This is a genomic window from Plectonema cf. radiosum LEGE 06105, from assembly GCF_015207665.1.
GTDB lineage: Bacteria > Cyanobacteriota > Cyanobacteriia > Cyanobacteriales > Nostocaceae > Rivularia > Rivularia radiosa_A.
In genome coordinates, this window is record NZ_JADEWL010000159.1 from 1 (window position 1) to 14,500 (window position 14,500).

General features: G+C 35.9%; 12 protein-coding genes. 5 read left to right on the forward strand and 7 right to left on the reverse strand.

Features of this window, described 5'->3' with window-relative positions; genetic code table 11:
- From IQ247_RS27535 to IQ247_RS27545, 3 genes are all read right to left on the reverse strand, one after another.
- The coding region (locus IQ247_RS27535) for a PEP/pyruvate-binding domain-containing protein (protein WP_322745588.1) at window positions 1-1,115 on the reverse strand (1,115 nt) is incomplete at its 3' end.
- 91 nt (window positions 1,116-1,206) lie between these two features.
- Entirely contained in the window at window positions 1,207-2,265 is a 1,059-nt protein-coding gene (locus IQ247_RS27540) for an RNA-guided endonuclease InsQ/TnpB family protein (RefSeq protein WP_228060092.1), read from the reverse strand.
- A 416-nt stretch (window positions 2,266-2,681) separates the two neighbouring features.
- Window positions 2,682-2,915: a DUF4327 family protein gene (locus IQ247_RS27545; RefSeq protein WP_193924849.1), complete on the reverse strand. Its 234-nt coding sequence runs from the start codon at window positions 2,913-2,915 to the stop codon at window positions 2,682-2,684.
- Between the two features lie 1,088 nt (window positions 2,916-4,003).
- Here IQ247_RS27545 and IQ247_RS27550 point away from each other — a divergent pair.
- Window positions 4,004-4,972 carry a hypothetical protein gene (locus IQ247_RS27550; RefSeq protein WP_228060093.1) on the forward strand — a complete coding sequence of 323 codons (969 nt, stop codon included), beginning with the start codon at window positions 4,004-4,006 and terminating at the stop codon, window positions 4,970-4,972.
- A 175-nt stretch (window positions 4,973-5,147) separates the two neighbouring features.
- On the opposite strand, the gene IQ247_RS27555 is transcribed toward IQ247_RS27550, so the two are convergent.
- The 4 genes from IQ247_RS27555 to IQ247_RS27570 form a co-directional block, all read right to left on the reverse strand.
- Complete coding sequence (locus IQ247_RS27555; protein ID WP_193924851.1) at window positions 5,148-6,653, reverse strand: DUF1565 domain-containing protein; 1,506 nt, start codon at window positions 6,651-6,653, stop codon at window positions 5,148-5,150.
- Between the two features lie 193 nt (window positions 6,654-6,846).
- A complete protein-coding gene (locus IQ247_RS27560) occupies window positions 6,847-7,638 on the reverse strand; it encodes an ion transporter (RefSeq protein WP_193924852.1) in 792 nt (263 codons plus the stop codon).
- A 97-nt stretch (window positions 7,639-7,735) separates the two neighbouring features.
- Window positions 7,736-8,398, reverse strand: a complete 663-nt coding sequence (locus tag IQ247_RS27565; protein WP_193924854.1) for a response regulator — start codon at window positions 8,396-8,398, stop codon at window positions 7,736-7,738.
- Window positions 8,399-8,448: 50 nt separating this feature from the next.
- Window positions 8,449-9,699, reverse strand: coding sequence for a sensor histidine kinase (locus IQ247_RS27570; RefSeq protein ID WP_193924856.1), 1,251 nt, complete (start codon window positions 9,697-9,699; stop codon window positions 8,449-8,451).
- Window positions 9,700-9,984: 285 nt separating this feature from the next.
- Here IQ247_RS27570 and IQ247_RS27575 point away from each other — a divergent pair, with 285 nt between their 5' ends.
- From IQ247_RS27575 to IQ247_RS27590, 4 genes are all read left to right on the forward strand, one after another.
- A complete protein-coding gene (locus tag IQ247_RS27575; protein WP_193924858.1) occupies window positions 9,985-10,431 on the forward strand; it encodes a Spy/CpxP family protein refolding chaperone in 447 nt (148 codons plus the stop codon).
- Between the two features lie 225 nt (window positions 10,432-10,656).
- Window positions 10,657-11,097: a hypothetical protein gene (locus IQ247_RS27580; RefSeq protein ID WP_193924859.1), complete on the forward strand. Its 441-nt coding sequence runs from the start codon at window positions 10,657-10,659 to the stop codon at window positions 11,095-11,097.
- 116 nt (window positions 11,098-11,213) lie between these two features.
- Window positions 11,214-12,911, forward strand: a complete 1,698-nt coding sequence (locus IQ247_RS27585; protein WP_228060094.1) for a DUF1800 domain-containing protein — start codon at window positions 11,214-11,216, stop codon at window positions 12,909-12,911.
- 232 nt (window positions 12,912-13,143) lie between these two features.
- A complete protein-coding gene (locus IQ247_RS27590; protein WP_193924860.1) occupies window positions 13,144-14,394 on the forward strand; it encodes a DUF1501 domain-containing protein in 1,251 nt (416 codons plus the stop codon).
- Window positions 14,395-14,500: the final 106 nt, after the last annotated feature.

Sequence of the window (14,500 nt, forward strand, 5' to 3'; positions counted from 1 at the left end):
GAATTGTCCCTTTGTCCCGAAACTGCTTTTGTCTCGATCAACTTATAGCTACGCAGGACATTACCTACTTTCTGGGACTGTACCGTTTCCGGACGAGCTTGGACTATAAACAGTTCTTTGGTAATCCCGTCTTTAGCCCATTCCATATCCATCGGGGTGTATTTATCATGAACGCGAGAATAATGCTCTTCTATGACACAAGCCCACCGCCCTAATTGTAAAATATCTTCGTCGTTTAAGGCAAATTTAGCTCTTTCGGTAGAAGACACCGGCACATTTTTCACATTTTTTGTGCCGTCATCGTAAACCATTTTGATTTCTTTACTACCCAATCTTTTATCAATAATTGGGCTAAATCCTGACATCACAGTTGGTTTAAAAACATGATATTCATCGGGATTTACGGAACCTTGTACTACGTTTTCTCCTAAACCGTAAGCTGCTGTAATCAAAGCCGCATCTTTAAAACCGCTTTCAGTTTCAATAGAAAACATTACCCCCGAAGTTGCTAAATCCGAACGTACCATTTTCTGCACTCCCACCGCCAGCGCAACTTCAAAATGGTCAAAACCTTTAGTATGTCGATAAGAAATAGCTCTATCTGTAAATAACGAAGCAAAACAGCGATGAGTAGCCGCTAATACCTCTTCAACTGTAGTGACGTTAAGGTAAGTTTCCTGCTGCCCCGCAAAGCTAGCATCCGGTAAATCCTCTGCTGTGGCACTCGAACGCACTGCAACATCTGTATCCACATTATACTGCTCGCACAACCTATTATATGCCGTTGCGATCGCGCTTTTAAATTCATCAGGGAATGGTGTATGCAACAACAATTTCCGCGCTTTCTTTCCCCGACTGCGTAAATTTTGTAAATTATCTACATCTAAATCGGAAAACAGTTTCCGCAGCTTTTCTTCTAACCCTGCTGACTCGATAAAATAACGATAAGCATAAGCAGTAGTCGCAAAACCATTGGGGACATTCACACCTTTAGAAGTCAATTGTCCAATCATCTCTCCCAATGACGCATTTTTACCACCGACTATGGGAATGTCATTAATGCCGATTTGATTGAACCACAATATAAGCGCTTGTTCTTTAGCTATTTGATTCATAACTATTTAGCTGCTCCGGGTAGATGCCTAAACTGTGAATAATATTTAATTTATACTCTAATTGATGAATTATAAAACTTACATTTGTGTTCTAAATCTCGCAATCGCCTTTCACGCCCAAACAAGCAGTTTTCAGCATTTGGGTTTTTATATATAACTGTTGTCTCTTAAGCTTCCCCGGTCTGAAGACGCGGGGTATCTTACGAGTCCATAAAAGAACTTTCTTAGGCGCACTTAAAACACCTCTACTGATTCCGCTTAAGTCAAACTTAAACATCATCGCTACTTTACGGATAACATTTGCAGCACCATTACAGTCTGCATTTATTTTGATTCCGGTTCCTGTTTTGAATAAACCACGATTGGTTCTAATACCACTACTTTTCCACCCTTCGGGTTTTGCACCGATTGTAGGTAGAACATCATTATCTAAAAAAGATGTTTTGGATGTATAACTTTCCTCAGTTTCAATAAATACAATTCCGTATTGTTCGCATAACTGTTCAATACGGGTTTTTAGTTTAGCGGTTGGGATTTGAACAAACTTTTGATTGTTCTTTTTACCCATATTAGAACTATCTTTTTGACCTTGATTCCAACCCAAAACAATTGAACCAATTTTATTATCAAGACAGTGGTTAATAACAATTCTTGCAGCTTTGTTAATAGCATCTCTCATTTGGCGATTCCGCTTTTCTGTTAATGCTGCAAGTCTGTTAGACCAAAACCCTTGAGGTTTATTCTCTTTGATTTTGGCAACTGATTTGTTCCACCACTGGTTTAAACTTTTGAGATGCAACCCATCCACAATAAAGGATGTTCCGGTATTTGATACACAAGTTAGCCAATTGTTTAATCCGGGGTCAATTCCTAATACTTTTGATTTATCAAGCTCAATAGTTTCTACCTGTTGTTGATAAACGAACTCAGCGTAAAAACATTTATTTCGCGGAAGTAACCGAATTTCTTTGATGTTGTTCCAATCTAAATTGATTGGCATTGGTAAGTAAAAATCAGTGATACCAAACCAGGTTTTAACCTGATTGCCTAAAGGAAATCGAATAAATCCATCCTTTAGTTTCAACCATCTTTTAGGGTATGTAACAGTGAACAACCCACCAGGCTTTCTATAGTTTGGGGCTTTAGACATTAATATTGAATGCAGATAAATCTGCCCGCGTCGCTTTTCCACCCCGGTTTAAAAACACGGGGCGTGACCTCGCTCCCGGTTATTTTACGTGTTACAGATAAAAACTACAAACTTGACTTTATACTTTTGATGAAGTATATTCGATTACCATAAATTATTTTTAATCATAAAAAAAAGCAGCACATCCATCTAGAAGCCATACTCTAACCGTTGATGCTACAAATGGCTAACTATAGGACGTGCCTACTTTAAGCAGTATAAAACCGCTTGTACTTATAATTAATTAATTAATGCCAAAACCATAGGTTTGGATGGGATTCTTAAAATTTAAAAACAGAGATTCTATAGCTAATTAAGCAGGCAAATTTACGCACCCAAAATACCTCACCCACCCTACATTTCCCTCACCAATCAAGTTAGTCGTTTTCCCATACTTCCCTGCCAATTAAATCGGCGATGCGATCGCGCAGCAAAAATTCACATTTTTCTAATTCACATTCAATGCAAACCCACTCTCTTGCCGGTATGTATTGACACAACGTATATATAGGCTGTTGTCGGCTTACTACTCCTCTTTGAACCAATCGCCGCGCTTCATCCTGAATCACGTCTAAAGAGTAATTGATAGAAGACACCGTATTCACACTCATAATTACCACTCGCTATGTTACACGTAAGTATTATTCCCAAAATTTAGCCGAAACGAACAAGGTAATAAACCTATTTTCTACTCTGTTTTTTGTAATTTGCTATACGGAACTATTTACATTTTGACGTTATAAAACCTCAAAAAATATAAAGATATGTTAAGAAAGTCATCAATTTATAACATTTTCCTCAGATATATGAAAAACATCATTTTTTTTGTAGCAAATATGACATCTAATTTATTAATGCCAGGATTATCAGGGGAACTTAATAATCAGAAAACAATCGAATAACCAGTAGAACAAGCTTTTGAGCAAGTTTATGGGTTGAATCATTTATTTACAACAAAGGTTAAATTCAGATTTAGACGTACCTGTCCCCAGGAAAGCAAGGGAGAAATACCCTAAGATAGTCAGGGTATAAACTATCGCCTTCCATACACGCTAAGGTACAACATAACAGCTATAGATTTACCTACTGTTAATAATTTCTTAAGCAGACTCGTAATTACTTGGTTAAGTAAAATACTATTTTCCACATAAGTCTTTGAGACAAACAGATGTAGCAAGAGAATATTGCGATCGCATCAGATGAATATTGAATTAAGTTATGGGTTCATAACTTCAGCGATTTATTTAGTTTGCGTGGACAGTGAGGAGGTATTAGGTTTATGTCTAATAAATTACAAATAATTAACCTCTAAAATCACATCAAGTTACGTAAATTATGGGATCAAATGTTGTTAACTTTAGTAAAGTAGATAAAATTTCCTGATAATAGGTGTATAGAACAATGTATGATAAAAGATTTTGAAAAAGACTCCATAAAAGTGGATTAACGTCAGTTCCGAGAATTTAATCGAGAACAAACGCCGATATCTAATCTTAAAGATTAAGAGAACATTAAGTCATCAAGCCTTGATTATTTCAGTTAGAATTGCAATGCTTCTTTTTGTAACTATTTGTTTTTCCCTATCTCGACTATCCGTAATTATTATTTAACAATTGATAGGTTTGATTTGATTCGGTTATCAGTAAAGCCTTGTAGGAGTATTGTAAACCACAGTAAAATAGCACGCGGTGTTGAAGGAGTGAAAAATATGTATATTCGGGGTGTGAGGTTAACTAGTAGCCTAGTTAAACGATTATTTTGTGCTGCCATATTTGGCTTAAGCATGAGTTTGACAGTAGCTTGTCAGCAAGGGAAAGATTCTCAAGATTCAACAGTACAGCCGGTTAATCCTAGCAATAACCAGAATATCGCTACGACACCGCAAAAAACACCAGGTGAAATCACGGTAAATTTACCATCACCTTTTCCTAGAGTGAGTAGTCCCCAAGTAACTGCACCTGCTGTTCCTAACTCAGTTGCGACAGTACCGCAAAATCAAAACCAAGCAGCTGGGAGTGAATCTTCTTCAGAAAATAATTCTATTTCTAAAGCTTTAACCGAAAAACTTGGTCCCCAAGCGGCTTCTCAACCAAATCTTTCTCAACCACAAACTCAAACCCAGACACCAAATCAACCGAATTCGAGTCAACCTGTTGTTCAAGCTTTAAGAAGTGCAGCTAACAATCCAGCCAGAAAGATTGCAGCTGCTAGTAATACAAATGTTTATCGGAGTCAGCGATTGGGTGTTAATTTTAATTATCCTAAAGGTTTTGTAATTAAAGAACCCCAGTCCGCTTCTAATGCATCAAAAGTTTTAGAATTATGGAGTCTTCAAGATTATCAAGCAATTGCAGAAGGAAAATATAAAAATACATTTTCACCCGGAAACATGAGCATCTCGTTAGAAAATAATCCTCAAGGTTTATCCTTAGTTCAATGGGTAAGTAATAATGAAGAATTTGGAGATGTCATCCCGGAAAGCTACGATACAAAAATTGTTGCTGGAAAAGAAGCAATCTCTTTTCGTACTGAGGGTTTATATGAATTCCAAAATATAGCATTACCTAGTACTGATGGTAAACAAATTATTCTCATTAGCTTTGCTAAAGGCGATAAGAATTATCAAAATGTATTTGACCAAGTAGTTTCTACTTTACAAGTTAATTAGCATCAATTCGAGGTGATAAATCGGGTTTTTACTTAAAAAACCCGACTTATTAAAGGTAAGCTAAAAAGCGTTGAATTTGTATATTCAAATTTTCTTCAAGTTTTGTAGTGCGGGGCATATTGCCCGCTAGAAAAATATAAATTAAATGCGCGACAGCTTAACTATCAACCATCAACTAATTCTTAACAATAAAAGGTGAATCAATCTCCCAAACTTTTCCAGCAAGAACTAATATTTGATAAACCATTACTGCTACTTCTGCACGGGTTGCGGGTTGATTTGGTCTGAGTTTATTTGTTTGAGGATAATTGACGATAAGTCCATTTAGGGTGGCTATTGCGACTTCATTTTGAGCATAATTGGGAATTTCGCTGCTGTCAGCATAATATATATTCAAGTCAATTTCGACTTGATTTGTTAATCCTAATCCTCTTACTAAGGAGAATAAGACTTCTATACGGGGAATATTTTGGTTAGGAAGAAATTTCTTATTTGGATACCCAAACAGCAATAGTCCTTGATACGCTTGTTGAATTACTTGATAAGCCCAAAAGTTTTGTTTAACATCTTCAAATACAATCGGTTCTCGCAAAGACTGAGGATTAAAGGCTTTTACTAATAATGCAGCATATTGCGATCGCGTGATTGTTGCATCAGGTTTAAAGGTTCGATTGGGAAAACCGGCGACTATTCCTAATTCAATTAATTCCCGGATAAAATCAAAAGCCCAATGTCCATTGATGTCAGTAAATTTAATGTATTTCGGTTCAGGAATTGGTTCAGGAATTGGTTCAGGTTCAGGTTCAGGTTCGGGATCAGCAAAAAACTGGATATTTCCGTTAACTTTCAGAGGTTCTACTTGATTATCTAGAGAAATCAGTTTGTTAATACTAGCATTTTGGATATCAAATTGACCGTTATCGCGAAAAATATTGTTTCCCGAACTTCTATTATTTCCAATATCTGGTAATGCGTTTGCGACAACGGTTAAACCGTCTTGAACATTACGTTCGCATACATTTTCCCGCAAAAATGGACGAGCATCACCAGATACGACTATTCCCGAACGATTTTCGTAAATTTGATTATTTATAATTTTAGTAGTAGCGCGATCGCCAATTGCAATACCGAAACCTGTTTGAAAACAACTATTACCTCTAACTTCACCTTGAGAATTTTTGGTAATTGAAATACCGCTCGCAGAATTTTGAGTAAATATATTATTTTTGATAACTGGATTAGCATCTCCAGCCACAAAAACCCCTTCACGTTGAGAATTGATGAAAGTGCAATTTTTAATTGTAGGTGAAGATGATTCAATCCAAACAGCAGTACCACGATTAGCAGGATTTGTTACGGTTAAACCTTGAAGTCGAGAACCATTACTCAATACAATAGTTATATTTTGGCTGCCAAAAATACGGCTAATATATTTACCGCTACCATTAATTACAATACCGCTACCTTTGTTAGTTTCATTACCTATAATTGTGACTCCAAAGGGAACTATTAAAGGAAAAAGTTCACCGTTAGTAGGATTGTAATTACCTTCTAAAAGCTGAATTTTTGTTCCCGAAGCAGCTTGTTGAAGAGCCTGACTAATGGTTTTTAAAGGTGCTTGTTGACTACCGGAATTGCTATCGCTTCCTGTAGTCGGATTTACATAGATTAATTTAAGCATATTAATACTTTTTCACTTACGTTAAAATACTACCGCGAACAATCTCAGTAAGCAGGTAGCGCTGATAGCATATGTCTAAATAAGAGGATTTTAAAGTTGAGAATATTTAATTTATTTAATTTTATTTAATTTATTTTAATTTTATTTAATTTATTTTTAACTCGCAAGCGTTGTATTAGACAAGTAATAATACTTATTTAAAGTCATTGCTGAATAACTTTGTTCCGCATATTTTGCAAAACTTGGCATTTTCATCATGTAAATCCCAACCGCATCCCGAACAAATTGTTTTTACTTGATTAGTAGTTTTAATTATTTGCTTGATTAAATCGCCGACTTGCCAAGGAATCAACGCGATACCTGTTAAAATCATTAAAACGGTTAAAAGACGACCAATTTGAGTAACTGGAGTCACGTCGCCAAACCCTACAGTTGTCATGGTTACAATCGAAAAATATATTGCATCGACAAAAGTACTAAAAACTTCTGGGTTAGCTGGATGTTCCACTTGGTAAATTAAGCCAGAATAAACAAAAATAATTGCAAATAAGGTAAATAATATTCGTGTAAAAATAGTACCATCTTCCGTTGAAACATGACCAAATAAAAATTTACGATCAATATATCTGATTAATCGTAAAATTCTAAACCATCGCAACAAACGGATATAGCTAATATCAATTGCTCCGACAAAAAATGGTAATATTGCGATTAAATCAATAATAGAATATAGGCTAAAAATATAACTAATTCGATTTTCCGCGCTCCACAAACGTAATAAATACTCTACAGCAAAAATAGTTACAATTAATGTATCGATAATATTTAGAACTAAGCGAATAGATTCAGTAAGTTGATAAGTTTGTGCTACAAAAATCATTGAAGACAGCATTACTAAGATGACAATTGTAATATTAATTGCCTTGCCCAATGATGTTTCCAAGTCTTTTAAATAAAAGGCTGTATTTTCTCTACTTATGAACATATTGAGCAAAATTTATAAGTTTACAAATAGAAGTGCAATTACATTTGAAATATTACCAAATATATTTAATCTAACACTTTTATAAAAATAGTTTGTATCAATCTTTATCTTCTAAATAAGATGAAAACGAATTTGCAAAAATCGCTGCTTGGGTTCTATCTCGTAATTCCAAGCGGTTTAATATGTTAGTAACATGATTTTTAACTGTACCTTCAGAAATATAGAGTTCTTGAGCAATTTCGCGGTTACTTGCACCTGTTGCAATCAAGCGTAATACTTCTTTTTCTCTTTTAGTAAGTTCAGTTAAAATTGGTGGTGGAGAAGATGATTGAGTTGATGTATTTGCAGAAAATTGAGTTAAAAGTTTTTTAACAATTCCTGGCCCTAATTGAGTATATCCTCTGTGTACTGCACGAATTGCTACAGCTAATTCTTCTGAAGGTGTATCTTTGAGTAAATAACCCATTGCTCCATTTTGTAATGCAGCTTTGATATATTCATCATCATCAAAAGTTGTTAATACCAAAATTTTCGTTTGAGCGAATTTTTGTTTTATCTCTCTTGTTGCAGCAACTCCATCCATTAGAGGCATTCTGATATCCATCAATATCACATTCGGCTGCAATGTTTCAACTAATTCAACTGCTTCTTTACCATTTGCTGCTTCTCCTACAACTTCTAAATCTGGTTCTAATTCTAATAAAGTTTTTAAGCCTTGACGAATTAAATGTTGGTCATCTACAAGTAGTACAGTAATCATATATATGGGTAATTGGTAATTGGTAATTGGTAATTAATACAAAATTCTTTTTATTTATTCATTTTTAAATTAGTTAACGAAAATCCTGAAAAAGGAATATTAACCATAATTTTTGTCCCTTTACCGGGAACGCTATCAATATTCAAATTACCATCCAAAGCTAAAGTGCGATCGCGCATACTTTGTAGTCCAAAACCTGTTGTATTTTGGCTTAAGTCAAAACCTTTGCCGTTATCCTCAATCATTAAATGTAAACTCGTAACTGTTGTAGTTAATTCTATATTTACTTCTGTAGATTCAGCATATTTATAAATGTTTGTTAACGATTCTTGAATAATTCGATAAATAGCAGTGCTAATATCACGAGGTATTGTGTAAAAACAACTTATTTGGCAATTTGGTTTAATATTCGTAGAATGATAAAAATCTTGTACAAGTATATTAATTGCTTGCTCTAAAGATTTTTCTTGTAAAGGATGAGAACGCATCTTAGAAACAGATTCTCGTACATCTTTTAATGCTTGAGAACCTAATTCTTTAGCTCTAATTAAAAAAGATTTGGCTTTCTCTGGATTACTATCTAACAATTTAGTGGCTGTTTCTAATTGGAGATTTAAAGCTGTGAGAGAATGTCCTAAAGAATCGTGAATTTCTCGTGCAATCCGGTTTCTTTCTTCTAGAGTAGCTTGATTTTCAATTTTTAAAGCATATTGACGTAGTTTTTCGTTAGCAGCAATTAATTTTTCTCGACTCTGCCATTCAGAAAGTACTGCATTCATCAATAATAAAACAAAAACTAAAGCTAATACAAATAACAGCACGAAACTGAATTGAAAAAACCATAACTTTTCGTGAAAAAATGGATTACGTGCGTGTCTAAATTCTCTAAATGGTACAGGAGGAAAACGTTTTTTAAATGCAATTAAAAATAAAATAAAAGAAAATACTGCAACAACCAAACGTCCCGGCAATTGAAAAATTAAACAACTACGAGTTACTAATATTAAATTCAAAAACGGAAACAATCGTGATGTCCTTCCACCAAACAAATTAATAATTAAAATTAAAAATATTTCACAAGCCGTATAGATAATTTTATTCTTTTGATTATTAGTAGGTAATCTTAAACCCATTAACCCAAAAACAGTTAAACTAATAACCGTTAATTCGGGAGTTCCCGCCGCAAATCGCTGGGAAGGAATAGGTAAAGTTGAAGCGATAGCAGCAAATACCAGCAAAACCCATTCTAAATAAAGTAAAAATTTAAAAGGATGATTTTTAAAATCTATAGCGCGGTTCATAAATGCTTTTGTTCTAGTTATTTTTGATTTATTAATTATTAATTATCAGTCTATTAGAAATAATCAGCTACCTAATATGAGTGCTTATAGCATTATTTATTGAATAATTAACATTCAATATTTATCTAAATTGAAAATTATGACTTTAGTCATGGTTTTATATATGACTTTATCTAGATATCTTGACATCCGTATTTGTGACTTTTGCCTCATGCAATTACTGAAGTTGCAATTTTATGATGGTGACATCGAACAAAACAAACCCACAAATTCACTTTTACTTATATGAAACTCAAAAAATTATCTTTGTTAGCTGGTGCTTTTGCTTTAACTTTAACTGCTATTCCTTTCGCTGCTCAAGCATCTATTAATTCTTCCTCAAACGTTACTATTGCTCAAGCTAAAAAGCAAGGTGGATGGAAGCGTTTAAATTTGACTGAAGCGCAAAAAACTCAAATGCAGCAAATTAAGCAAAGCGCTCGTGCTGAAATGGAGAGAATTTTAACTCCAGAACAATTACAAAAATTCCAAGCAGCAAAAGCAAGCGGAGAAAAGAAAGGTGGCGGATTTCGTGATTTAAATTTAACTGACGCTCAAAAAGTCGAACTTCAAAGAATTGGGGAATCCAAGAAAAGTCAAATGGAAGCCATTCTAACCGACGAACAAAAAGCTCAAATTCAAGATATGCGCCAAAATCGTCGCGGAAACCGTCGTCAACAACCCGCTATCTAATTTATTAAAGTTTTATTTTAATTTCCTTGCAAAATCAATTCTTCCACGTTCCTCAAAGAAAAAGGGATTCTACACTCCCTTTTTCTTTTTTTTGTTAAAATTCTGCTAACGTAAGTAAAAAAACTAAGATAGAAAATCTGATTTACCCCAGATTATACTCATGGGCTTAGGGCAATGAGTTTCTATAATAGTTACATCAAAAAATATAAATCCACGAGGCATTTAATGAAGCTGAAAAAATTATCCCTCTTCGCTAGTGCGTTCGCTGTAGCTTTTAGTATCACTCCCTTAGCTGCAAACGCCCAAGTGAACTCTAATGCAAATGCACCACAAAGAGTTTCTCAGGCTACTCCTCAAAAACCTCCAGAATTAAAGCTATCTGAACAGCAAATCAACAAAATCAATGAAATTCGCTCTACTACTCGTAACAAAATTCAAAACGTTTTAACACCCCAGCAGCGCCAAAAAATCCAAACCGATTTGCAAGCAGGTGTCAATCCTCAACAAGTTTTTGCATCCATTAAGTTTACCCAGCAACAGGAAAGTCAATTGCAAAATATTATGGTAACTTCCCAAAAAGAAATGGAAGGAGTCTTGACACCCCAACAAAAGCAAACACTAGAAAAATGGCGTGCTAGTCAAAGAAGCCAATTACAGAAAAAGTAAATCAATCCTTCTATTGGCTTTTGCATTCGAGGTGGATAATATTATCAATAATCTTGTCCACCTTTACTTTCAGTTCATTTAACATTAACAGATGTCCAAGCTCTATTTTTTGGCTTATGAACGTCAATATCAAAAGTTGGATAATCGCTGTTTTTCTCGCAGTCAGCTTAACTAATTCAAGCTGTGATGCAATTTCTGCCAATCAATCTACTATAGATAATCTAAATAATTTAAATCAGCAAAGTAATCCCTTCTGGGTAGAAGATTACGGAAGTAAAAACCGCAGAGGCGCAGAGAACTCAGAGGAAAGAAGTAAGGAGATATTGGTCGTTTTAGACGGAGATAGGAATATTTCCCAAGCTCAACCCCAAATTCAAAGTTTAAATCAAAGTTTAAATCAAAGTTTAAATCAAAATTCAACAATAATTCACGTAATTAACCGTCTCAGCTTCGGTGCCACTCCCGGTTATATCGAAAAAGTCAAAAAAATTGGTATAGAAAAATATATCCAACAGCAGTTGACACCTGAATCAATACCTGAATCACAAAACTTAGAAAATCAACTTTCTCAACTGCAAACTCTAGGCTTAACTCCCGCACAATTATATTCTCAATACAGTGTTAATCGCCTACCAAAACCCACCCCCGAAATCAGGAAAGAAAGGCTGAAAAAACAGAGATTAATCGCCCAAGAAGCCATAAAAGCGCGATTGCTGCGAGCGACACAGAGCAACCGCCAACTCCAAGAAATAATGGTAGATTTTTGGTATAACCACTTCAACGTATATCAAGATAAAGGACAAACTAGTTTATGGGTAGGTGCTTACGAAGAACAAGCAATTAGACCTCATATTTTGGGTAAATTTCGCGATTTATTAGGTGCCACCGCTCGTCATCCGGCAATGTTATTTTACTTGGATAACTGGCAAAATACCGCCCCGAACAATCGTCCTAAAGGTAGATTTAAAGGTTTAAATGAAAACTACGCCCGCGAATTAATGGAACTCCATACTTTAGGTGTTGATGGCGGTTACACTCAAGAAGATGTAATTACCTTAGCTAAAATTTTTACTGGTTGGGGTTTTCGTAGTCCAGGTAAAAAATTAGAAGACGGTTACGATTTTTACTTTAATTCCCAGCGTCACGACTCCACCGATAAAATTTTCTTAGGTCAACAAATTCCAGGGAGTGGCATCGCAGAAGGAGAACAAGCCCTAGATATCCTGGCAAAACATCCGGCAACAGCACGTCACATCAGCTACAAATTAGTTCAGTACTTTGTCGCAGACGAACCACCAAAATCTTTAGTAGACAAATTAGCAAAGCGCTTTTTAACAACCGACGGCGACATCCGCGCTGTATTAGAAACCCTGTTCCAAAGTTCCGAATTTTGGGATACAAAATATTACAACACAAAATTTAAAACACCCTATCAATACGTAATATCCAGTCTACGAGCCACCGATACCCCCATAGAAGATTTCCTTAGAATCAACAGCATATTACATAGAATGGGAATGCCCTTATATGGAAATCCCAGCCCAGATGGATATAAAAACACCCAAGAAGCTTGGTTAAATCCCAACGGTATCAACTGGCGCTTAAGTTTTGCCACCACAATCGGCACAGGAGGATTAAAAAAGCGAAACAGCAAAAACCAACCCTCAAAAACGAATACAACAATTGATGACACCCAATTAAGAAACACCCTCGGTAACAACCTTTCTCCCAAAACTCAGGAAGTATTAAAAAGTATTTCTCCAAGACAACGCGACGTTATTATCTTGGGTAGTCCAGAATTTATGTATAGATAAAGGTTAAAGGTTAAAGGTGTAATAACAATTATCAACCAACAACTAACCACCATCAACCATCAACCATCAACTAACCACCATCAACCACCAACCACCAACAACTAACCATCAACCAACAACCATCAACCATCAACTAACCACCATCAACTAACAACTAACAACTAACCACCATCAACTATCAACTAACCACCAACAACCATCAACTAACCACCATCAACTAACTTCCTTCTAAATGAAACGTCGTAAATTCATCCAACAAGCCGGATTTTTTTCTGCTTCAAGTTTAATTGCGATCAACGCGCCAGCGTTGCGGGCGATCGCAACTAATGCTTGGGTTAGTAGAAGTATTGCTGCGAATCCCAACTCGAAACGCTTGATAGTGATTTTTCTGCGCGGTGCGGTTGATGGACTTAATGTAGTAGTACCCTATACCGAAACCGCTTACTATCAAGCCAGACAGAGAATTGCCATTCCCCAACCAGATAAAGCAGGTGGTGTATTAGATTTAGATGGAAAATTTGGACTGCATCCGAGTCTTGCAGCTTTAATGCCCTTGTGGAAGCAGAAAAATTTGGCATTCGTTCACGCTTGCGGCTCTTCAGAATCTACCCGTTCCCATTTTGACGCTCAAGAATACATGGAAACTGGTACTCCAGGAACTAAAAATACTAAAGATGGTTGGATGAATCGTCTTTTAGCTTTAATGACTGTAGAAAATAATCCTATCCAAGCTGTAAACGTAGGTTATGATATTCCCCGGATTTTAGCTGGAAATGCTCCTGTCGCAACCATTCCCACTGGTAGCAGAATTACTCAACGTTTACCGATAGATAATCCCCAATTAATAACAGCATTCGATAAATTATACAGCGGTAACGATGCTTTGAGTAAGACATATCGCGAAGCACGTCAAGCCCGTGAAGCCTTAATGGAATCAGATGTAGAAATGCAAATGGCGAATAACGGCGCACCTCTACCTAAAGGTTTCGCCAAAGATGCTCAACGTTTAGCAAGATTAATGGTGCGCGATTCCAGAATTGAATTGGCATTTATAGCTTTAGGTGGTTGGGATACCCACATCAATCAAGGAAACAGCAAAGGACAATTAGCCCAGCGCTTGCAAGGATTGGGTGACGGTTTAGCAACTTTACAAAAAGAATTAGGTGAAGTATATAAAAATACTAATATAGTCGTAATATCCGAATTTGGTCGTACAGTCAAAGAGAATGGTAACGGTGGCACCGACCACGGACATGGTAACGTGATGTGGTTATTAGGTGGTAACATTCGCGGCGGTAAAGTTTACGGTACTTTCCCCGGCTTATCCAAAAGTCAACTGTACGAAGGAAGAGATTTAGCTGTTACCACTGATTTTAGAGACGTAATTGCCACCGTTTTACAGCGTCACATGAATTTAGAACAAGGCAAAATTAGCCAAATATTTCCCAATTACACGCAAAATCAACAGTTACCGATTATTTAGTTAGTTGACAGTTGACAGTTGATCTTTAACCTTTCTCCCCATCACCCCTTTCGGGTTGCGCCACTTCTCTCAACGGTCGTGTTCCTCCGCACGAGAGTGGCTTACC